This window comes from Micromonospora sp. NPDC049004, from assembly GCF_040649315.1.
Taxonomy (GTDB): domain Bacteria; phylum Actinomycetota; class Actinomycetes; order Mycobacteriales; family Micromonosporaceae; genus Micromonospora.
The window spans coordinates 304662-326010 of sequence record NZ_JBEZFG010000005.1 but is presented as its reverse complement, the minus strand read 5'-3'; the positions used below and the strand labels follow the sequence as shown (position 1 = coordinate 326010).

The following is a 21349-nucleotide window of genomic DNA, read 5'->3' as shown; positions in this document are numbered from 1 at the left end:
TCCTCAGCGCGGCGGGTCGATGCGGTGCACCAGCTCGGCGACGTCGACGCTGTATTCGCACCAGTCCCGGTCGGGCCGGTAGCCCAGCTCCGCGTTGACCTTGAGCATCGCCTCGTTGGCCTGGGCGTTCCAGGTCTGCACCTCGGCCAGCTCCGGCTCGGCGGAACGCAGTTCCAGCAGCATCCGCGCCTTGATCGCCCGGTCGATGCCGTAACCCCGGTGGTCCTGCGCGACGATCGTGTCGTACTGGTCGGCGCGGGTCGGGTGCTGCGCCGGCACCACGACCTCGGTCAGGCCGGCCACCTCACCACTCTGCTCGTGCCGGGCCAGGACGATGTACGGCTTCATGCCCCGCCGGTGCAGGGTGTCCAGGCTGTCCCGCAACCGCTCCGGGTCATACGAGCTGGGACGCAGCTCGCCGTCGTCGACGTCGCGCACCTCGGCCTTGGCCCGCGCGTACGACTCGATCAGGTCGTCCGGTGGCCCACCGGGGTAGAACTCCAGGTGGTAGCCCGCGCCGATCCCGGTGGCCATCTCGGCCAGCTCGGCCCAGTCCACCGAGGTCAGGTCGAGAACGCTGCGCGTCTCCACGTACTCCCGGGTGAAGCCGAGCGACTCGTAGAAGCCCACCGCCGGCGTGTCGCCGACCACCTCGACCCCGATCGACTGGAAACCCTCCTGGTAGACGCGGCGGGCGGCGCGCAGCACCAGCTCGCGGCCGAGGCCGTTGCGTCGGACGGAGGGATGCACCAGCACCTCGAGCACCCCGATGTCGCCGAGGAGCAGCACGTGGACCTGCCCGAGGACGGCGCCCGTCTCACCGGGAGCGGTCGGCTCGGCCTGAGCGAGCCAGGAGATCCGCCGCTCACCGGGCATCACCTCGCCGAGATACTCCCGCAGGGAGGTCTCCCGCCACGGCGGGTCCTGCGGCAGATCGGCCGCCAGCACCGCGTTCAGCGTTGTCAGCAGCGACGCGATCTCGGCGGACGACGCGGTCCTGGGGTCCCACTCGCGCACCATCACCCGTCTAGCTTGCCGCTAACGGCTGCTCGGGGGAAGTGTCCAGTTCTCCAATGTACGCGGACGATCACATCACGTGCGGCTGGCCCGTCCGTACCGGTCAGCGGTGTCGTAGACGGCCTTGGCGTACTGGCGCACGTCGTTGTACGACAGGATCGCGTTCCACCAGTCGCCCGGGATGCTGAGGTTGCGGCCGCCCTTGCACAGGTAGTTGCCGGCCGCCAGAGCGGCGTCATCCAGGTCGTGCGGGTCCTTGACGCCATCCTGGTCGGCGTCCGCGCCGATCTCCTGCCAGGTCGTCGGGATGAACTGCATCGGCCCGATCGCGCGGTCGAACGTGCTGTCCTTGTCGAGGACGCCGCGGTCGGTGTCGATGATCCGCATCCGGCCGCCGTTCCCGTCCAACGGCAGCCCGATGATCTGGGGCAGCGCCTTGCCGTCCGCCCCCAACCGCGCGCCGTTGGCCGAGCCGTGCCCGGACTCGACCTGGCCGATCGCGGCCAACGTCGTCCAGCTCAGCGCGCAGCTGCGGTTGGTCTGGGCGAGCATCACCTCGGCGTACCCGTACGCCTGCACCGCGGTCGCGGGAATGTTGACCTTGGCGGCGACCTGTTGCGCCCAGGCGGCCAGGGAGTCCGAGGGACGGCCGCCGGCCGTCGGACCGACGGCCGGCCCGGTCGGCATGCCGCCGCTGGGGAACGCTCCGGTGGGGAGCGGCGCGGTCGGCATCGGCCCGGTGGGCAGGGGACCGGTGGGCAGCGGGTCGAGGGGCACCGCCGGCGGCAGGGCCACGGTCGGCGCGGCCGTGACGTCGGCCACCGGTCGGGATCCCCGGATGGTCGCCGGGACGAGCAACGCCCCCGCCGCGGCGGTCGCGGCCACCAGGACCAGCAGGAAGACTCCCGGGACCGTGAGTCGTCCGCTGGGCCGGCGGGCCCAGGCGCGGGTCGCCCGGGCGGCGGTCACCGCGGCCTGACGTGGCGGTGGCACCCGTACGGCGTGCGCGAACGGCACCCGCCGCCGACGGCCACGTTCGGGCACCGGCACCACGGCGACACCGTCCACCTTGGTCGCCGTCACGTCGGTGGCTGTCGCGCCCGCCGCTGTCGCGGTGTCGACCTTCGCGCCGTCGGTCTTCGCGGTGTCGGTCTTCGCGTCGTCGGTCTTCGCGGTGTCGGTCTTCGCGCCGTCGACCTTCGCGCTCTCGGCCTCCGCGGTGTCCGCTCGCGGGTTGTCGGTCTTCGGGGCTCCGATGCTGTCGGCCTTCGCGGTGTCGCCCTCGGCGTCGTCGCGCGTCGGGCTCTCGGCCTTCGCGTCGTCGGCCTCCGCGCCGGCGCGGCCGGCTTCGGCGCTGCCGGCGGCGGCTGCGGTTGGGGCGTCGGGGTCGGTGGTGTCCGAAGAGGGCTTCGCGGGGGCGAGGTCGCCGGTGGCGGTGGCCCCCAACTGGTCACCGGTCGGGGTATCGACGTTCGGGGAAAGGGGTGCGTCGGTGGTCACGGACGTCGCGGGAGTCTTGGCCTTCGCGTCGGTCGTGCCGCCGCGAAGCCAGGGCCGGCGGGGGCGGGGCACGGCTGCGGGCGCCGGATCCGGTGCGGCGCCCGACTCGGCCAGCGGCCCGTCCAGCGGCGCGGCCGGCCGAAGCGGTTGCACACGCGTTTTGTCCTCGCCGTCCACCACCCGTCGAGTATCACTCATGTCCCCGGCGAGCGTCAGGCCCACGTACCCTGATCGCCATGCCCCGGTACGAGTTCCGCTGCCGCGCATGCGGCGACACTTTCGAGGTCAACCGTCCGATGGCGGAGGCCGGCGCCCCGGCCACCTGCCCGCAGGGTCATGCCGACACGGTCAAGCTGCTCTCGGCGGTGTCGGTCACCGGTCGGGGCGCTGGTGGCGCGCAAGCTCCCGCTGGTGGCGGTGGCTGTTGCGGTGGTGCCTGCGGCTGCTGAGCTGGCGTTCCGGTGGCCGGCCGGTGGCTGGCCTTGCCGGGAGCGGGTTCGAGTGGCACCTTGAGGCGGCACGTGCCCGGCCGTTCTCACGATGCGTGACCGCTCGGAGTCAGGCAGCATGAACCCGACGTCACGGGCGGAGGTTCCACGCATGTCGCCACGGATCCAGCTCCCGAGCGGTTGGGTGACCTTCGTGTTCACCGACATCGAGGGCTCGACCCGGCTGGCTCAACTGCTCGGCGCGGACTACCGCCCGGTGCTCGCCGAGCACCGCCGGTTGCTGCGCCGCACCCTGGCCGCCACCGGTGGCGCGGAGCTGCTGACCGAGGGCGACTCGTTCTTCCTGGCCTTCGACGACGCGGCGGCGGCGCTGACCGCCTGCCTGACCGCCCAGCGGGCGTTGGCGAGCCACGACTGGCCCACCGAGGAGGCCGCGCCCCGGGTGCGGATGGGCTTGCACACCGGTTACGCCGAGCCCCGCGACGGCGAGTACGCGAGCCCCGAGGTGCACCGGGCCGCCCGGGTGGCCGCCGCCGCGCACGGCGGTCAGGTGCTCTGTTCGGCGTCCACCGCCCGTCGGGCCGATCCGCTGCCCCCGGGCGCCACCCTGCTGGACCTGGGCCTGCACCGGTTGCGTGGCTTCGACGACCGGGAGCGGCTGTTCCAACTGGTCGCGCCCGGCCTGGAACGGCAGTTCCCCCGCCCCCGCACCGCCGACGCGGTGGCGCACAACCTGCCGACCCAGGTGACCTCGTTCGTCGGGCGGGAGGTTGAGCGGGCCGAGCTGGGCCGGTTGGTCGAGCGGCACCGACTGGTCACCGTGCTGGGCGCGGGTGGCGCGGGGAAGACCCGGCTCGCCGTGGAGTTGGCCGGTAGCGTCGTCGAGGCGTACCCGGACGGGGTCTGGTTCGTCGACATCGCCGCGGTGACCGACCCGGGGTTGGTGGCGTTCGCCATCGCCGCGGTGCTCGGGCTGCGGCCCGAGCCGGGCCGCCCGATGCTGGACACCCTCGTCGAGTACGCGGCCGCCCGCCGGATGCTTGTCGTGCTGGACACCTGCGACACACAACCGGCCGCCTGCGGCGAGGTCATCTCACGGCTGCTCTCCGGCGGGGGCGGGGTGCGGGTGGTGGCGACCAGCCGCGAGTCGTTCAGCCTGCCCGGCGAGGTGGTCTGGCGGATCCCGCCGCTCTCGGTCGATCCCCGTCCGGACGGCGTGGAGAGCGACGCGGTCGCGCTGCTGCTGGACCGTACGGCGGCGGCCCGTGGCGGTCGGCGGCCCGATCCGTCCGAGTCGGCCGACCTGCGGCGGGTGGTGCAGCGGCTGGACGGGCTGCCACTCGCCATCGAGTTGGCGGCCGCCCGGCTGCGGGTGCTCTCGGTGGGTCAGCTGGCCGAGCGGTTGGACGACGTCCTCGGCACGTTGGACGCCGGCCGGGAGGATCCGGATCCGCCGCCGGTGGAGCGGGGCTGGTCCGGCAACCAACAGGACACCGTGGACCTCGTGGCAGCGGCGATCGGGACACCGCCGCCCACCCCGGCGAGCAGGGCCGTGCAGCGTTCGGCCACCGAACGACATCTGACCATGCAGGCGACCGTCACCTGGTCGTACCGCACGTTGGGGCCCCGGGCCGCGCGGCTGTTGCGCTGGCTGGCGGTCTTCGCGGGGCCGGTGGATCTGCCGACGGTGGAGTGGCTGCTCGGCGACGACCCGCTGGATCCACTGTCGGTGCTGGTCGACAAGTCGATGGTGTTGGCCGAGCCGCGCGCCGCCGGCAGTTCGTACCGGATGCTCGACCCGATTCGGGCGTACGCGGCGCGACGGCTGGCCGAGGCGGGTGAGGAGCAGGCTGCCCGGGACCGGCACGTGGCCTGGTCGGCGCACGCGCTGGAGCGGGCCCACCTGGGGCCGGACGGCCGGCCGGTGACGTTGTCGCTCTACACCCTCGACCCGCTGGCCGACGAGCTGCGGTCCGCGTTGCGCTGGTGTGCCACCGGCGGCAGCGCCCGTGCCGGTCTCCGCCTGGCCGGTGGACTGGACCAGTGGTGGCGCGAGCGCGGGCTGGCCCGGGAGGGCCGGCTCTGGCTTTTCCGGCTGTACGGACGGATCGCCGAGACCGGCGAGCGGATCCCGGAAGCGGAGCTGGCGGCGGCGTACCACATGCATTCCCTGCACGCCGGCGCCGACGGCGAGTTCGCGGAGGAGCTGCGCTACTCGCAGCGGGCGGAGGCGGCCGCCCGGCAGGCCGGCGACGCCGGGCTGCTGGCCCGGGTGCTCGCCGGCCGGGCCGCGCCGTTGGTGGACATGGGCCAGTTCTTCGAGGCCGAGCGGGTCTGTCGGGAGGTCATCGACTGGGCCCACGGGCAGGACGTGGTCGGCGAGGCGCTGTTCGCCGTGTTCAGCCTGGCCGAGCTGCTGTGGCGGCGCGGCGCGCTGGAGGAGGCGGCGGAGCTGCTGGGAGCGGCGCGTCCGGTGGAGGCCGCCCGGCCGGTCGAGCGGGGCCGGCGTTCGGTGGACATGCTGCTCGGGATGGTCGCGCTGGCCCGGGGCGACGTGATCGCCGCGCACGAGCACCTGCTGGTGGCGTTGCGCTCACGGATGGGGCACGGCTACCACGGCCGGGCCTGCGACACGCTCAACGCGATCGCGGTGCGTTGCGCTCTCGGTGGCGACCGGTTGACGGCCGCCCGGCTGTTCGGGGCGGCCCAGGCCACCCGGGCGAGCATGCGAGCGACACCGGGCATCTACGGCGGCTACTGGGCCGACCAGCAGGCGGAGCTGCGGGCGATGGCGGGCGACGCGGCGTTCGACGACGCGTACGGGGAGGGCGCCGAGATGGGCCTGGACGAGGCCGTGGCGCTGGCGCTGGACGTGGAACACCCGGACCTGGCGGCGGATTCGACCCGCTTCAGCACCGACCTGTCCCAACACGCGCCGGCCCCGCACCCGGCGGACCCCAACCGCCACCATCCGGCAACCCGAACGGAACGGGCCTGACCTCCCACCGTTGACCATGAAGTTGTTGCCGCGACACGCCGGGCGGACGGGCAACAACTTCATGATCAACGCGACGGGTGGGGTGGGGTTAGCGGGTTGCGGCCTTGGCCTCGGCTTGGGCCTTCATGCGGGCGGCTCGGTCGATGTCGGCCTGCTGGACGGCTGCCACCGAGCCGAAGATGTGCACCGCCTGGTAGTACGTCCAGGCCAGGCTGTAGCAGGCCGGGCGGACGACAGTGTTGTACGTGACGCAGACCCGCTTCAGGTCCGCGTAGAAGGCGTTGTCCAGGCGGGACTTGTTGGTGGAGAACTGGCCGACCGCCTTGTAGTTGCGGTAGCCGAAGTCGTGCCGGTAGCAGCTCAGGTTGAAGGTGAACCCGAGCGGGTTGTCCGGGCTGGACGAGCAGTAGTCGGTGGACCAGTCGAAGTTGTACTCGTTCCAGGGGGCCCGGTTGACGCGGGCGCTGTTCCAGGAGTTGTAGCTGGACGCGCTGGTCTGGGTCCAGCTCGACAGCACGGACAGTCGCTCCGCGGGGGTGACGGCGGCGGCGGGGGAGGCGACGGCGAGGGTGGCGAGCAGCGCGAGCGCGCCCGAGGCGAACAGGGTGGCGAGACGTCGGGGCACGGTTTACCTCCGCGGGGTGAGCGGTGGGACGGAAGTTACCGGCGGGTTACCGGATGTCGATGAGTGTCGATCAGCTGATCAACTGGGCGGTATGTGCGCCGCCAACTATTGGTGACATACGTTCAAACAGACGAATGCCCCGGGTGCGCGAGGCACCCGGGGCATTCCGCGGAACGGGTCAGTGCAGCAGGAACGCCGGCGGGCTGGCCGGGCTCTCGTTGGCGGTACGGTCCAGCGCCGTCACCCGGTAGGTGTACCGGTGGCCGGGCTCGGCCGTCGTGTCCACCCAGGACTGGACGCCGCCGGGGGTGGCCCGGACGGTGTCGACGAGGTGCGTGGCGTCCGCCGTGGCGCACCGCCCGGGCAGGGTGGTGCCGTCGAAGCGGTAGATCGCGTACGACGTGGCCGTGCCCAGCGGGCCCACGCCGTCGGCGGGCTGGCGCCAGGTCAGCCGCACCCCGTCGGCTTCCCGGGCGACCCTGGTGACCACCGGGAGGAGCAACGGCTTCGCCGGCAGGTGTGGCATGGCCGGCACGAGGGCCGGGCGGGAGTAGTGCTCGGCCGCGTAGATGTCGGTGGCGCCGAGCCGGTTGGCCCGCACCTGGACGGCCGAGAAGTGCACGTTGCCCTGCACCTCGGGGTACGACCGGTTGAGCGTGAGGTGGTCGGACAGCTCACGCGGGTTCTGCCAGTACGGCCCGTACGCCGGATCGCCGCTCTTGTAGTCGGCCTGGCCGATGTAGAGCTGGACCCGGGTGCCGCGCACGGTCTCGGCCCACCACGGGACCAGCCGCGCGTAGTCGGCTGCCGGGTACTGGCCGATGTACCAGTAGAGCTGCGGCACCACGTAGTCGATCCACTCCTGCTTGACCCACTTGCGGGTGTCGGCGGAGATGATGTCGTACGACTGGCTGCCGGTGGTGTCCGAGCCGAGCGGGTCGGCGCTGGCGTTGCGCCAGATGCCGAACGGGCTGACGCCGAACTTCACCCACGGCTTCGCCGCCTTGATCTTGCCGTTCATCTCCTGGATCAGCAGGTTGATGTTGTCCCGCCGCCAGTCCGCCCGGTCCGTGAAGCCCCGGTTGTACGCCGCGAAGGTGGCGTCGTCGGGCACCTGGTAGGTGCCGCTGGGGTAGGGGTAGAAGTAGTCGTCGAAGTGCACGCCGTCGATGTCGTACCGCTTGACCGCGTCCATCATCGCGGTCTGGACGAACTCGCGGACCTCGGGGATGCCGGGGTTGTAGTAGAGCCGGCTGCCGGCCACGCCGGCCGGCGGGTAGGCGAAGGTCCAGTCCGGGTGCTGCCGGGCCGGGTGGCCGGGCGCGAGCTGGCTGAGGTCGGCGCCGGCGCCGCCGGGGGCCGGCATGGAGACGCGGTACGGGTTGAACCAGGCGTGGAACTCCAGGTTGCGCTTGTGCGACTCGGCGACCAGGAAGGCCAGTGGGTCCCAGTCCGGGTCCTGGCCACGTACGCCGGTCAGGTACTCCGACCACGGCTCGTACGGCGAGGGCCAGAGCGCGTCGGCGGTCGGTCGGACCTGCACCACTACGGCGTTGTGGTTCAACCGTTCGGCGAGGTCGAGCAGTTCCCGGTATTCGGCCTGCTGGGCGGCGACCCGGTCCGGGCTGGTCTGGGACGCCTTGCTGGGCCAGTCGATGTTGACCACCGACGAGATCCACATCGCCCGGAACTGTCGCTTGGGGGTGGCCGGGTTGGTGACGCAGGTCGGGGTGGTGGGGGTGGTGGTGGCGTTCGCGGGGGTGGCGGCGGCGAGTGAGCCGAGCAGAACCGCGGCCAGACCGGCGGCTGCGAGTCGGGTTGCTTTCATGCGGTATGTCCCTTCATTGGGGCTCCCGTGCACTGTGGGTGCGGCAAGATTCGCCGCTGCCTATCTGCGTACAGAAGGAAATTTTCACAATCGCGTCGCCACCGCAAGTATTCGTGGTTGACCATTCCTCCGGCTGGGTAGCACGGCGGTCACCGGCCGCTGCGGTGGTGGCCGCGCGGTGGGGAGGGGTGAGCGCATGTCCGTGCTGCGAACCAAACCAATCAAGGACGTCATAGCCCAGGGCGACGCCGACGGCAGCGACGGCCAGCTCGGGCTCAAGCGGCGGCTCGGCGCTGTCGACCTCACCGGCTTCGGCATCGGCATCGTGATCGGCACGGGCATCTTCACGCTCACCGGGATCGAGGCCCGCGACAGCGCCGGTCCGGGCGTGGTGATCTCCTTCGCCATCGCCGGCGTGGTCGCCCTGCTCGCCGCCCTCTGCTACGCCGAGCTGGCCTCCAGCGTGCCGACCGCCGGCAGCGCCTACACCTACGCGTACGCCACGATGGGCGAGATCGTCGCCTGGATCATCGGGTGGGACCTGCTGCTGGAGTTCGCGCTCGGCGCGGCGGTGGTGGCCCGCGGCTGGTCCGGCTACCTCGCCGAGCTGCTCGACCTGCCGACCCGGTGGTTCGGTGAGGAGGGCAGCATTGTCAACATCGGCGCGATCGCCATCGTGCTGATCCTCGGCGTCGTGGCGATCGTCGGCATCCGGGAGTCCGCCCGGGTCACCAACCTGCTGGTGCTGGTCAAGGTGGCGATCTGCGTGTTCGTGGTGGTCGCCGGCCTGTTCTTCGTCAAGGCGGCCAACCTCAGCCCGTTCATCCCGCCGGCCGAGCCCGCCGGCAGCGGTGACGACGGCATCAAGCAGCCTGTCACGCAGGCGCTCTTCGGGTTGGAGCCGTCGGTCTTCGGCTTCGTCGGGGTGCTCAGCGCCGCCGCGGTGGTCTTCTTCGCGTACACCGGCTTCGAGGCCGTCGCCAACCTGGGCGAGGAGACGCGCAAGCCCAAGCGGGACCTCACCCTGGGCCTGCTCGGCACGCTGCTGATCTCCACAGTGCTCTACATCGGCGTCTCGCTTGTGGTCGTCGGGATGGTGCCCTATACCGAGATCGACCGGGGTGCCCCGATCGCCTCGGCGTTCGAGTCGGTGGGTGCCGGCTGGGCGGCGACGCTCGTCTCCATCGCCGCGGTCGCCGGCCTGACCAGCGTCATCCTGGTCGACCTGGTGGCGATGGGCCGGATCGGCTTCGCCATCGCCCGGGACGGCCTGATCCCGCCCTCGATCGCGGCAGTGCACCCGCGCTGGGGCACCCCGTACCGGATCTCGGCGATCATGACGGTGGCGGTCGCGTTGCTGGCCGGCTTCCTGCCGCTGTCCGCGCTTGCCGACCTGGTCAGCATCGGCGCGCTCTGCGCGTTCGTGCTGGTCTCGATCGCGGTGCCGATCCTGCGCCGCAAGCGCCCCGACCTGGAGCGGCCGTTCCGGGTGCCGTTCTCCCCGGTGCTGCCGGTCGTCTCGGCGCTGGCCTGCTTCTACCTGATGCTTAACCTGTCGGTGGAGACGTGGCTGCGGTTCCTGGCCTGGATGCTGCTCGGCGGCATCATCTACTTCGGCTACGGCTACCGCCGCAACCGGCTGGCCCAGCACGAACCGGCGGTCGCCCCGACGCCACGCGAACCGAGCGCCTGACCGATGTGCGGAGGGGCCGAGCGCCCCTCCGCACTCGTCAGCTCAGGGGCGGGTCTGCGGCGTGGCCGTCGGACCCTTGACGACAGGCTTGCCGTCGACCCAGGTCACCTCGTCGAGCCACACCTGACGGCCGGGGTCGGTGCTGCCCTCCTGGCCCGGAGGCCAGGCGTGGTACAGCAGCCAGGTGCGGCCGTCCTTGACCACCATCGAGGCGTGGCCCGGGCCGGAGGCGGCCTCGTTGCTCTTCAGGATCGGGTTCTCGGCTGCCTTCACGCACGGGCCGGTCGGGCCCTCGCAGACCGCGTAGCCCTCGGCGTACTCGGCCCGGTCGTAGGCGTTGGCGGCGAAGAACAGGAGCAGCCGACCGTCCTGGCGGTGGAAGAACGGCCCCTCGATCAGGGTGCCCTCCCACGGTTCGGTCTGCTTGAGCAGCTTCGTTGGCTCGCCGACGAGGGTCAGGCCGTCGTCGGCGAGGCGCTGCGACCAGATCCAGGTGTCCACCCCGATCGCGTTGCCGTCGTTCTTCCACAGCAGCCAGAGACTGCCGTCGGTGTCCCGGTACGGGCTGGCGTCGATCGCCCCGCCCAGGTCGGCCTGGCAGATCAGCGGGCCTGTCGCCTCGTCGGCGTACGGCCCCTGCGGCGCGCTGGCCACCGCCCGCCCGACGCACTGCCGGCCGGATTCCCGGCCGGCGACCGTGTAGTAGAGCAGGAACCGATCCGGTGCCAGCTGGATCGCCTCCGGCGCCCAGGTCTTGCCGGGGTCCGCCCAGTCCGGCAGCGTCGGCAGGGCGTCCTCCGCCTCGGTCCAGTCGACCAGGTTCGACGAGGTGCGCACCGGGACGTTGCGGCCCTGCGAGTTGGTGTGGAACAGGTACCAGGTGTCGCCCACCTGGATCGCCTGCGGGTCCGGGGCGTCGGTGCTGACGACCGGGTTGGTGAACATCCTCGGGCCACTCCCGTTGCTCGTGTAGGTGGTCTCGTCGCCGTCGGAACAGCCCGTGACGAGCAGCGCGGCGGCGAGAGTGATCGCCGCCGCGCCGCGTCGCCGGGCGGTCGAGCGCGTCATCCCTTGAGGCCGCTGCGGGAGACGCCCTGGATGATGTGCCGCTGCGCGAGCACGAAGAGGATCAGCACCGGCAGGCTGGCCAGCACCGCGCCCGCCATGATCACCGGGTAGTCGGTGACGTACGAGCCCTGGAGCAGGCCCAGGCCCGGCGGGAGCGTCAACTTCTCCGGGCTGAACAGCACGAAGATCGGCCACAGGAAGTCGTTCCAGTTGGTCAGGAACGACAGCACGGCCAGGGTGGCCAGCGCCGGCTTGGACAGCGGCAGCACCACCCTGACGAAGATCTGCCACTGGTTGGCGCCGTCGAGGGTAGCGGCCTCCTCCAGCTCGTTCGGCAGCGAGAGGAAGAACTGCCGCAGGAAGAACACCCCGAACGCGCTGGCCGCGCCGGGCACCACCACCACGGCGAGGGTGTCGATCCAGTTGAGCTGGTCGACGATCAGGAAGTTCGGGATGATCAGCGAGGTCGGCGGGATGAACAGCGTCCCGACGATCAGCGCGAAGGTCACCCCGCGTCCACGGAACCGCAGCCGGGCCAGGGAGTACGCGGCCATCGAGGCCGTCACCAGCACCAGCAGCGAGTGCAGCGTGGCCGCCACCATGCTGTTGAGGAACCAGCGCAGCACCGGGTTCGCCGAGTTGTTGATGATCTGCTCGTAGCCGTACCCGGCGAGGGGGTCCGGCAGCCAGCTCGGCGGGATCTGTTGGGCGGCGGTGTAGGTCTTCAGCGAGGTGATGACCATCCACACCAGCGGGGTCAGGAAGATCAGGGTAAGCGCGACCAGGGTGGCGTAGAAGACGACCCGGCGCAGCCCGGGGGCGGAGCCGTTGGTGGTCGGCGTGGGCGTCGTCATGGCGGTCCCCTCAGTCTTCCCGGTAGCGGAAGAGGCGGAAGTTGGCGATGCTCACGACTGCCAGCAGCAGGGCGAACACGATGCTCATCGCGGCGGCGCGACCGGCGTCGTTGTCCCGCAGGCCCTCCTCGACGATGAACCACACCACCGTGCGGGTCTCCGTGCCCGGCGCTCCCTGGGTGATCAGGAACGACTGACCGAACATGTTCGCCGAGGCGAGCACCGTCGTGGTGATCACGAAGAGCAGCACCGGCCGCAGTCCGGGCAGTGTCACGTTGCGGAACCGCTGCCACGCGTTGGCACCGTCCATCCGGGCCGCCTCGTACAGCTCCGGCGAGATGTCCTGCAGACCGGCCAGGTAGATCACCGCGTTGAAGCCGGAGGTCCACCAGACGGTCACCCCGACCAGCGAGATCCACGCCCACGGCATGTTGGTCACCCACGGGGTGTCCGACGGCAGGCCGACGACTCCGAGGAGCCGGTTGACCAGGCCCAGGTTGGCGTCGAGCAGGAACCGCCAGAGCAGGCCGATCACCGCCACGCCCAGCACGTACGGGGCGAAGTAGATCGCCCGGAAGAAGGTGCGGCCCGGGAAGGAGCGGTTCAACAGCAGAGCCAACCCCAGCGGTACGACCACCAGCAGCGGCACCGACAGCACCGTGAAGATCGCGGTGGCCCGGACGCTCTCCCACCAGTCGCCGTAGACGGCGGAGTCGCTGGAGAACAGCTCCGTGTAGTTGTCCAACCCGACGAAGGGTCGGTTGGGCAGCTGGAAGTCCCACTGGTGCACGCTCAGCCAGAGGCCGAGGATGATCGGCAGCAGGCCGAAGACCCCGAACAGGACCAGGTACGGGGCGAGGAACAGGTATGGCGTCGCCCGTCCGGTCCGGCCCGCCGAGGCGCCCCGGCGGACTGCGTTGGCCGCCGGGGGCGGCGCGTCACCGCGCGCCGCCCCGACCTCGATCACGTCCGCCACGGGTTATCAGCTCCCGTACTTCTTGCGGTTGTCCTCGAGCTGCTTGTTGGCCTTGGACACGCCGTCGTCGAGCGCCTGCTTGGGCGACTTCTTGCCCAGCGCGGCCTCGTTGAACGAGTTGTAGAAGGTCGTCATGACCTCGCCCAGGCCCGGTGCCGCCGGCGGGAAGGCCGCGTACTCCAGCTCGGGGGCGAGCGACGAGATCTCCGGCAGCGCCTTGAACTCGGCGCCCTCGCGGACCTCCTTGCGGGCCGGGATCTGCCCGCCCTTGGCCCAGTCCAGCGAGTGCTGGCTCAGCCAGTTGATGAAGACCTTCGCCCCGGAGACCTTGTTGGCGTCGTTGGCCCGCTGCTTCACGATGGTGAAGTTGTGCGAGTTGGCCCAGGCGGACGGCTTGCTGCCGATCTGGGGGAGCGGGGCGACACCCCACTGGACCTCGGGGCTCTTCTTGAGGTCGTTGATCTGCCAGATGCCGTTCCAGGTGAAGGCGTTCTTGCCGCTCTTGAACGCCAGGTAGTCGGCGTCCTGCCCGACGTTGGCCGGCGAGTAGCCCTGCTTGATCATGTCGACCAGCCAGGTGCACGCCTCGACCGCCGGGTCGGTGTTGAACGTCGCCTTGGCGACCTCGGCGTCGAAGAGGGTGGCGCCCCACTGGTTGAGCAGGGAGTAGAACGTCATGCCGCCGGTGAACTGGAACGGGCTGACCCAGAAGCCCTGCACTCCGGCCTTCTTCAGCTCGGCCAGGGCCGCCGTGTAGTCGTCCTTCGTCGCCGGCGGCTTGTTCGGGTCGAGGCCGGCCTTCTGCATGACGGCCTTGTTGTAGTAGAAGCCCAGCGGGTGCATGTCCAGTGGGATGCCGTACCGCTTGTTGTTGTAGATCCCGCCCTTCCAGACGGTCGGGGCGAAGTCGCCCTCGGAGAGCTCCAGGTTCTTGGCCACGTCGTCCAGCTCGGTGATCACGCCACGAGCGGCGAAGGTGGCGAGCTGGTCCATGTGCATGACCGCGATGTCCGGACCGTTGCCGCTGGAGGCCGCACCCGGGAGCTTGTTGTAGTAGTCCTCCCACTGGTACGTGGCCACCGACACCGCGATGTTCTTGTGCTCGGTGTTGAACTGGTTGACCAGCGCCTTGAAGATGTCGCCGTCGCCGCCGGTGAACCCGTTCCACAGCTTCAGGTCGACCTTCGGGCCGGTGTACTCCTTGCCGCCGTTACCGGCGGCCGGCCCGGAGGTGCTGTCGCCGCCGCCGCAGCCGGCGAGGGTCAGCGAGGCCGCGGCACCGATTCCGAGACCGAGGCCGAGCAGGCGTCGCCGGCTCATGTCGTTCTGGATCATGCTGTATCTCTCCTTGGAGGGGGACGGGATGAATTGTGCCTGCTCAGAACCGGTACGACATCAGACGCCGGTCGGGCCGAAGCGCAGCACGCTCCACGACACGGCGGGCAGACGCACAGTGCACCGGCCGCCGTCGGGGGTGGGGGTGGGCAGTTCCCGCGGCGTCACCCGGTCGGGCTCGGCCTCGGTGTTCGTCGCCGACGGGTCGGACCCGGCGGCGATGCTCTGGAAGGAGTAACCGGACAGTCCGGGCAGGCCGCGCAGGTCGATGTCCAATGCGAGGTCCGTCGTGTCACGGTTCGTCGCGAAGACGGTCAGCTCGCCGGTCTCCTCGTCGTGCACGGCGACCGTGTCGAGCACCGGGACGTCCCCGTACTTCTTCGTGTCGTAGCGCGGCGACACCGGCTCGGTGCGCAGCACGGTGCCCCGGGCGTACCGGGCGGTCAGCGCGAACGGGTGGAAGATGCTCTGCCGCCAGGCGGGGCCGCCGTTGCGGGTGCGGATCGGCGCGATCACGTTGGCCAACTGGGCCTGGGCGGCGACCCCGACCCGGTCGGCGTGCCGGAGCAGGGTGATCAGCAGGTCACCGACCACCACCGCGTCCACCGCAGTGAAGTCGTCCTCGATCAGCGCGGGCGCCTCGACCCAGCCACGCCGGTCCAGGTCGGCCTGGAGGCGGGACTCGTACCAGACGTTCCACTCGTCGAACGAGATCTTCAGCTTGCGCTTCTGCCGCTGCCTGGCGGCCACGTGGTCGGCGGTCGCCACGACCTCGGTGATGAAGTTGTCCATGTCGACGGCCGACGCCAGGATGCTCGCCTGGTCGCCGTCGGACGGGTCGTAGTAGGTGTGCGCCGAGATGTAGTCGACGTGCTCGTAGGTGTGCTCCAGCACTGTCGCCTCCCACGCGGCGAACGTGGGCATCCGCCGGTTGGAGCTGCCGCAGGCGACCAGGCTGATCGACGGGTCGATCATCTTCATCGCGCGGGCCGCCTCGGCGGCCAGCCGCCCGTACTCGTCGGCGGTCTTGTGGCCGACCTGCCACGGGCCGTCCATCTCGTTGCCCAGGCACCACAACCGCACGCCGTACGGGTCCTCCGCGCCGTGCTTGCGGCGCAGGTCGGACAGCTCGGTGCCGCCCGGGTGGTTCGCGTACTCCAGCAGGTCGAGCGCCTCCTGGACGCCGCGGGTGCCCAGGTTGACCGCCATCATCGGCTCGACGCCGGCCTCGGCGGCCCAGGTCATGAACTCGTCCAGCCCGAACGCGTTGGTCTCGATCGTCTTCCACGCCAGGTCGAGCCGGCGCGGCCGGTCACCGACCGGGCCGACGCCGTCCTCCCAGCGGTAGCCGGAGACGAAGTTGCCGCCCGGGTAGCGGACCACCGAGACGCCCAGCTCACGGGTCAGGTCCAGCACGTCGCGGCGCAGGCCGCGGGAGTCGGCGTCGGGGTGGCCGGGCTCGTAGATGCCGCCGTAGACGCACCGCCCCATGTGCTCGACGAACGAGCCGAAGAGACGTCGGTCGGCCGGCCCGATCTTGAAGGCCGGGTCGATCGTCAGCTGCGCGGTCCGCAAGGGATGCCACCTTTCCTCAGTGCCGGAACCGGGTGACCGCAGTCACCGCCCACCCGGCGTCCCTCGTTTCTACAACGTTGTAGGCAACGTTGTAAAGAGCTGCTGACGAGGTATGGTGCGCTGGGTTACATCGGGGAGGTTGCGGCGTGCGACACAGGCTCAAGGACGTGGCCGAACGGGCGGGCGTCTCGGTGAAGACCGTCTCCAACGTGGTGAACGGCTACGTGCACGTACGTCCGGACACCCGGGCCCGGGTCGAGGAGGCCATCGCCGAACTGAACTACCGGCCCAACCTCTCCGCCCGTCACCTGCGCAAGGGGCGTACCGGGGTGATCGCCCTGGCGGTGCCGGAACTGGACATCCCGTACTTCGCGGAACTCGCCCGCTATGTGGTCACCGCCGCCGCCGACTACGGCTGGACGGTGCTCATCGACCAGACCGGCGGCCGGCGCGAGCAGGAGCGGGTGGTCGCCTCCGGCATCACCGACCACCTGATCGACGGGCTGATCTTCAGCCCGCTGGCGCTGACCGCCGAGGACCTGGCCGGCCTGGACGGCACCCCGATGGTGCTGCTCGGCGAGCGCGTCGACCACGGCCCCGCCGACCGCGTGGTGATCGACAACGTGACCGCCGCCCGCGAGATCACCGACCACCTGATCAAGCTCGGCCACCGTCGGATCGCGGCCATCGGCTCGCAGCGCACCGACGAGGGCGCCAGCGCCCGCCTGCGCCTGGCCGGCTACGCCGAGGCGTTGCGCGCCGCCGGCCTGCCCTACGACGAAACCCTCGTGGCGCCCGCGCCGGCCTGGCACCGCGCCGACGGCGCGGCCGCGATGCGCGGCCTGCTCACCGCCGGTGTACGCCCCGACGCCGTCTTCTGCTTCAACGACACGCTCGCCCTGGGCGCCCTGCGTGCCCTGCACGAGGCCGGCCTGCGGGTGCCCGGGGACGTGGCGGTGGTCGGCTTCGACGACATCGAGGACGGCAGGTTCTCGATCCCGACCCTGAGCACTGTCGCTCCGGACAAGGAGCGGATCGCCCAACTGGCCGTCGAACTCCTGGCCCACCGCCTGGACGGCGACCGCGCCGCCCCGGCGAAGGAGCTCTCCGCCCCCTACCGCCTGGAGATCCGCGAGTCCACCCAGGCCCCGTAATCCGGCACCGGGTTCGCCGTCTGCCGGTGCTCAGTCGAAGAAGCGGGCCAGGTGGGACGGGGGTGCCGGGTCGGCCTCCGGAGGCAGGGGGGTCAGGTCGGCGAAGATCGAGGCGCCGTCGCAGCCCGCGTGCAGCGGATACCAGCGCGGGGTGCCCGGCGGTCGGAGCTGGCAGATCCCCTTGAACGTCTGCACGTCCATCAGCCGGACGTGCGTCGGGTCGGCGACCGCGTTCACGTGCCCCCACCAGGGGCTCATCACGTGCAGGACGCCACCCGGACGCAGTACGCGGTGGCACTCGTCCACCAGCGGCAGGAAGTCGATCAGGTGCTCCAGGATGTGCACCGCGAAGAGGACGTCCACCGACTTGTCCGCCAGCGGCAGCGAGCCGGACAGATCCGCGACCGCGTCCACCCCCGGCGCCGGGTAGATGTCCAACCCCAGGTTGCTCGACCACTGCTTGGTCGGCCCGCACCCCAGGTCCACCACCACCGGCTCCCGGCCACCGACGCCGACGCGGCACCAGACGCCGTAGACGCCGGCCAGCCGCCCCACCAGGTCGCGGACCAGCCGCAGCTCGGCGGGCTCGGCCACCTCCCCGGTGAGATGGGCGACCCCCCGGTCGAAGCGCACCTCGACCGCCAGAGCGCGCAGTCGGTCGTCGTGCCGGACCTGGTCCGCCCACGCCTGCGCGAGGGATTCGTCGATCAACCGCAGCCGGTCGGCCGAGGGCGGAGTCTGTGCCAAAGCGACCATTCGGGCCACCTCCCGCCGCGCGTTACCCGCCCACGCGCCCGGTATTCCCGTTTCCACCGTTTCGTGATTGCCCGGCTGTCGGCTGGCGTGTCGGCCGTCCGAGGCACCTCCCGGTCGAGGGTGATGACTGGGCGGCATCAAGATGCCGCCCAGTCATCACGCTCATCGGAGGGTGGCCTCGCGGAGTGGGGCCGCGCCGATCCAGGCGTCCGCGACGGCGGTCAGCCGGACAGGGTGCGACGGCTGCCGCGCATCCGCTGGCGGGGCTGCGGGGCGGCGGGCTTCGGCCGCTTCAGGTGGTAGCGGTGCAACTCGTTGTTGCCGGGCAGAGACGGGTCCTCGCTCATCGCGACCAGTTCCCAGCCCTGGTCGCCGGCCCGGTTCAGGTGAGCCAACGCGGTGTCGCCGTACGGCGTCACGTCGACCATCGAGCCGTCCGGGCCGTACCAGACGAAGACGACCTCCCAGCCGAGGTCGTTGGTCGCCGCCTGGCGGCGGCGGACCAGCAGGGCGTACTCCCACTTGAGCATGGCGTCATTCTCACCCCGGCCCGGCCCTTCGGCACGGATCAATCCTCGGCGATCCGTCCGGCGTCGACCCGCAGCCGACGGTTCGTCTCGATGGCGGCAAGCATCCGCCGGTCGTGGGTGACAAGCAGCAGCGTGCCGGGGTAGCTGGCCAGCGCCGATTCGAGCTGTTCGATGGCGGGCAGGTCGAGGTGGTTGGTGGGCTCGTCGAGCACCAGCAGGTTGACCCCGCGCCCCTGGAGCAGGGCCAGCGCCGCTCGGGTCCGCTCGCCGGGAGAGAGGGTCGCCGCCGGCCGCGGCACGTGCGCCGCCCGCAGCCCGAACTTGGCCAGCAGGGTCCGCGCGTCCGCCGGCGTCAGGTGCGGTACGGCCGCGTGGAACGCGTCGATCAACGGAGCGTCACCGAGGAACAGCCCCCGAGCCTGGTCCACCTCGCCGATGACCACTCCCGGCCCGAGCGAGGCGGTGCCCTCGTCCAGCGGCAGCCGCCCGAGCAGCGCGGCCAGCAGGGTCGACTTGCCCGAACCGTTCGCCCCGGTCACCGCGACCCGGTCCGCCCAGTCGATCTGGAGGTCCACCGGCCCGAGGGTGAAGCCTCCCCGGCGTACCACCGCATGTCGCAGCGTGGCCACGACGGCGCCGGCGCGGGGCGCGGCAGCGATCTCCATCCGCAGCTCCCACTCCTTGCGGGGCTCCTCGACCACGTCGAGTCGTTCGATCAGCCGTTCGGTCTGCTTGGCCTTGGCGGCCTGCTTCTCGCTCGACTCGCTGCGGAACTTACGGCCGATCTTGTCGTTGTCGGTGGCCTTGCGGCGGGCGTTCTTCACGCCCTTCTCCATCCAGCCACGCTGGGTGCGGGCCCGCGCCTCCAGGCCGGCCTTCGTGTCGGCGTACTCCTCGAAGTCGGCTCGGGCGTGCCGCCGCGCCACCTCGCGCTCCTCCAGGTAGGCCGCGTAGCCGCCGCCGAAGTGATTGACCTGCTGCTGCGGCAGGTCCAGCTCCAGCACCCGGGTCACCGTGCGGGTGAGGAACTCCCGGTCGTGGCTGACCAGCACCGTGCCGGCGCGCAACCCGGTGACGAACTCCTCCAGCCGCTCCAGGCCGGCCAGGTCCAGGTCGTTGGTCGGCTCGTCGAGCAGGAACACGTCGTACCGGCTCAGCAGCAGCGACGCCAGCCCGGCGCGGGCCGCCTGACCGCCGGACAGCCCGGTCGTCGGGTGGTCCAGGTCGACCGCGAGGCCCAGGTCGGCGCTAACCTGCTCGGCGCGCTCGTCCAGGTCCGCGCCGCCGAGGGCGAGCCAGCGCTCCAACGCGTCGGCGTACGCGTCGTCGCTGCCCGCCGCCCCGGCGGTCAGCGCCTCGGTGGCCGCGTCCAGCGCCGCCTGCGCGGCGGTCACCCCGGTCCGGCGGGCCAAAAAGTCGCGTACCGTCTCGCCCGGCCGCCGTTCCGGCTCCTGCGGCAGGTGCCCGACGCTCGCGGTGGGCGGGCTGAGTCGCACGCTGCCGGCCTCGACCGGCAACAATCCGGCGAGGGTACGCAGCAGCGTCGACTTGCCGGCCCCGTTCGGCCCGACCAGGCCGACCACGTCGCCCGGGGCGACGACCAGGTCCAGCCCGGAGAAGAGTGGGCGGTCCCCGTGCCCGGCGGCCAGGTCCTTGACGATCATCGTGGCGCTCATCAGGACGGCAGCCTATCCGGCTGCCCGCATAAGAGCCGACGGCAGCGGGCAGACTCAACGACGTGGTGACCACTCTGGCGATCGACTGCGGTGGCGGGGGCATCAAGGCGTCGGTCCTCGACGAGGCCGGCACGATGCGCGCCCGGCCGCTGCGGGTGCCGACCCCGTACCCGCTGCCGCCCGCGCTCTTCGTCCAGACCCTGCTGGAGCTGGGCGGGCGACTGCCCACGGCGGACCGGCTGACGGTCGGCGTACCCGGGATGATCCGGCACGGAGTGGTGGTGGCCACCCCGCACTACGTCACCCGCAGCGGCCCCCGCTCCCGCGTCGACCCGGACCTGCTGGCCGAGTGGTCCGGCTGGGACGCGCGGGGCGCGCTGGCCGACGCGTTCGGGGTGCCCGCGCTGGTGCTCAACGACGCCGAGGTGCACGGTGCGGGTGTGGTCGCCGGCACCGGCTGCGAACTGGTGTTGACCCTGGGAACAGGGCTGGGCAGCGCCCTCTTCGACGGCGGAGTGCTCGCACCGCACCTGGAGCTGTCGCACGCGCCGGTGCGCTGGGGCACCACGTACGACACGTACGTGGGGGAGCCGGAGCGTCGGCGGCTCGGCGACGCCTTCTGGTCCCGGCGGATCCGCCAGGTGGTGGACGGGCTGCGCCCGGTGTTCCGGTGGGACCGGCTCTACCTGGGCGGGGGCAACTCCCGGCTGATCCGGCCCGAGCAGCTGGCCCGGATGGGCGACGATGTGGTGGTGGTGCCGAACACGGCCGGGATCGTGGGCGGCGTCCGCGCCTGGGAGCTGGCCGCCGGCCGCCGGGACGCCCGCACCTGACCCGATTTCGACACGGGGAACAGTCGCCAAACGCCCAGTGTTGTGCCAGCGTCGGAACAGGTGACGGCGCGACCCGAGGAGGTGGGCAGATGGATCTTCTGGCGGACTACCGGCGGGCGACCATGTTCTTCGAGACCGGTGACCCGAGCGGAGCGGCCCGACTGCTGGAACCGATCGTCGACGCCGAACCCGGCAACGCGGCTGTCCGGCAGCTGCTGGCCCGGGCGTACTTCCAGTCGGCCCAGCTCAACCGGGCCGAGGAGCAGCTGCGCGAGCTGGTCGAGCGGGACCCCAGCGACCACTACGCGCACCACGTGCTCGGGCGGACGCTGGAGCGGCTGAACCGGCACACCGACGCGCTGCGGCACCTGCGGATCGCCGCGGCGATGTACGCGGCCAACGACGACTACCGGATCGCGCTGCAGCGGGTGGAGACCCGGGTGGGCGGCACGCGCTGAGCGCAGAACTGGTGACGAGCACGG

The 21349-nt window shown here is 71.4% G+C and carries 18 protein-coding genes; 6 read left to right on the top strand and 12 right to left on the bottom strand.

What is annotated here, in order from left to right; translation table 11 throughout:
* Positions 1-3: 3 nt before the first annotated feature.
* Both AB0B97_RS17750 and AB0B97_RS17745 read right to left on the bottom strand, forming a co-directional pair.
* Positions 4-1020 carry a GNAT family N-acetyltransferase gene (locus AB0B97_RS17750; RefSeq protein ID WP_357494966.1) on the bottom strand — a complete coding sequence of 339 codons (1017 nt, stop codon included), beginning with the start codon at positions 1018-1020 and terminating at the stop codon, positions 4-6.
* A 72-nt stretch (positions 1021-1092) separates the two neighbouring features.
* Positions 1093-2670, bottom strand: coding sequence for a lytic murein transglycosylase (locus AB0B97_RS17745; protein WP_357494657.1), 1578 nt, complete (start codon positions 2668-2670; stop codon positions 1093-1095).
* Positions 2671-2753: 83 nt separating this feature from the next.
* Here AB0B97_RS17745 and AB0B97_RS17740 point away from each other — a divergent pair, with 83 nt between their 5' ends.
* Together AB0B97_RS17740 and AB0B97_RS17735 are read left to right on the top strand one after the other, a co-directional pair.
* A complete protein-coding gene (locus tag AB0B97_RS17740; protein WP_234582386.1) occupies positions 2754-2966 on the top strand; it encodes a zinc ribbon domain-containing protein in 213 nt (70 codons plus the stop codon).
* A gap of 151 nt (positions 2967-3117) precedes the next feature.
* Positions 3118-5964, top strand: a complete 2847-nt coding sequence (locus tag AB0B97_RS17735; protein ID WP_357494655.1) for an adenylate/guanylate cyclase domain-containing protein — start codon at positions 3118-3120, stop codon at positions 5962-5964.
* A gap of 88 nt (positions 5965-6052) precedes the next feature.
* Here AB0B97_RS17735 and AB0B97_RS17730 read toward each other — a convergent pair whose 3' ends face one another.
* Both AB0B97_RS17730 and AB0B97_RS17725 read right to left on the bottom strand, forming a co-directional pair.
* Positions 6053-6589: a phospholipase gene (locus AB0B97_RS17730; RefSeq protein ID WP_357494653.1), complete on the bottom strand. Its 537-nt coding sequence runs from the start codon at positions 6587-6589 to the stop codon at positions 6053-6055.
* Between the two features lie 178 nt (positions 6590-6767).
* Entirely contained in the window at positions 6768-8417 is a 1650-nt protein-coding gene (locus tag AB0B97_RS17725; protein ID WP_357494651.1) for a family 10 glycosylhydrolase, read from the bottom strand.
* Positions 8418-8613: 196 nt separating this feature from the next.
* Here AB0B97_RS17725 and AB0B97_RS17720 point away from each other — a divergent pair, with 196 nt between their 5' ends.
* Positions 8614-10110, top strand: coding sequence for an amino acid permease (locus AB0B97_RS17720; RefSeq protein ID WP_357494649.1), 1497 nt, complete (start codon positions 8614-8616; stop codon positions 10108-10110).
* Positions 10111-10152: 42 nt separating this feature from the next.
* On the opposite strand, the gene AB0B97_RS17715 is transcribed toward AB0B97_RS17720, so the two are convergent.
* From AB0B97_RS17715 to AB0B97_RS17695, 5 genes are read right to left on the bottom strand one after another with little or no spacing between them, the layout of a single operon-like run.
* Complete coding sequence (locus tag AB0B97_RS17715) at positions 10153-11178, bottom strand: glycoside hydrolase family 43 protein (protein WP_357494647.1); 1026 nt, start codon at positions 11176-11178, stop codon at positions 10153-10155.
* Positions 11175-12032 (bottom strand): carbohydrate ABC transporter permease, encoded by an 858-nt coding sequence (locus AB0B97_RS17710; RefSeq protein ID WP_357494645.1) that lies wholly within the window; start codon positions 12030-12032, stop codon positions 11175-11177. Before AB0B97_RS17710 ends, AB0B97_RS17715 begins: the two co-directional genes overlap by 4 nt.
* Before the next feature lie 10 nt (positions 12033-12042).
* On the bottom strand, positions 12043-13008 hold the full coding sequence (locus AB0B97_RS17705) for a sugar ABC transporter permease (RefSeq protein WP_357494643.1): 966 nt from the start codon (positions 13006-13008) through the stop codon (positions 12043-12045).
* A 6-nt stretch (positions 13009-13014) separates the two neighbouring features.
* The gene (locus AB0B97_RS17700; protein WP_357494641.1) at positions 13015-14343 is read right to left on the bottom strand and encodes an ABC transporter substrate-binding protein; all 1329 of its coding nucleotides are present in this window, start codon (positions 14341-14343) and stop codon (positions 13015-13017) included.
* Between the two features lie 60 nt (positions 14344-14403).
* Positions 14404-15918, bottom strand: a complete 1515-nt coding sequence (locus AB0B97_RS17695) for an alpha-N-arabinofuranosidase (RefSeq protein WP_357494639.1) — start codon at positions 15916-15918, stop codon at positions 14404-14406.
* 146 nt (positions 15919-16064) lie between these two features.
* On the opposite strand from AB0B97_RS17695, the gene AB0B97_RS17690 reads away from it, so the two are divergent.
* Positions 16065-17072, top strand: coding sequence for a LacI family DNA-binding transcriptional regulator (locus AB0B97_RS17690; RefSeq protein ID WP_357494637.1), 1008 nt, complete (start codon positions 16065-16067; stop codon positions 17070-17072).
* 30 nt (positions 17073-17102) lie between these two features.
* Here the strand turns inward: AB0B97_RS17690 and AB0B97_RS17685 are convergent, their stop codons facing one another.
* The 3 genes from AB0B97_RS17685 to AB0B97_RS17675 all read right to left on the bottom strand — a co-directional run bounded on the left by AB0B97_RS17685 (position 17103) and on the right by AB0B97_RS17675 (position 20034).
* A complete protein-coding gene (locus AB0B97_RS17685; RefSeq protein WP_357494635.1) occupies positions 17103-17828 on the bottom strand; it encodes a methyltransferase domain-containing protein in 726 nt (241 codons plus the stop codon).
* Positions 17829-18049: 221 nt separating this feature from the next.
* The gene (locus AB0B97_RS17680; protein ID WP_234582398.1) at positions 18050-18358 is read right to left on the bottom strand and encodes a hypothetical protein; all 309 of its coding nucleotides are present in this window, start codon (positions 18356-18358) and stop codon (positions 18050-18052) included.
* Positions 18359-18396: 38 nt separating this feature from the next.
* Complete coding sequence (locus tag AB0B97_RS17675) at positions 18397-20034, bottom strand: ABC-F family ATP-binding cassette domain-containing protein (RefSeq protein ID WP_357494633.1); 1638 nt, start codon at positions 20032-20034, stop codon at positions 18397-18399.
* 62 nt (positions 20035-20096) lie between these two features.
* Here AB0B97_RS17675 and AB0B97_RS17670 point away from each other — a divergent pair, with 62 nt between their 5' ends.
* Together AB0B97_RS17670 and AB0B97_RS17665 are read left to right on the top strand one after the other, a co-directional pair.
* Positions 20097-20867: an ROK family protein gene (locus AB0B97_RS17670; protein ID WP_357494631.1), complete on the top strand. Its 771-nt coding sequence runs from the start codon at positions 20097-20099 to the stop codon at positions 20865-20867.
* Positions 20868-20956: 89 nt separating this feature from the next.
* The gene (locus AB0B97_RS17665; protein WP_357494629.1) at positions 20957-21325 is read left to right on the top strand and encodes a tetratricopeptide repeat protein; all 369 of its coding nucleotides are present in this window, start codon (positions 20957-20959) and stop codon (positions 21323-21325) included.
* The last annotated feature ends 24 nt before the right edge of the window (positions 21326-21349 follow it).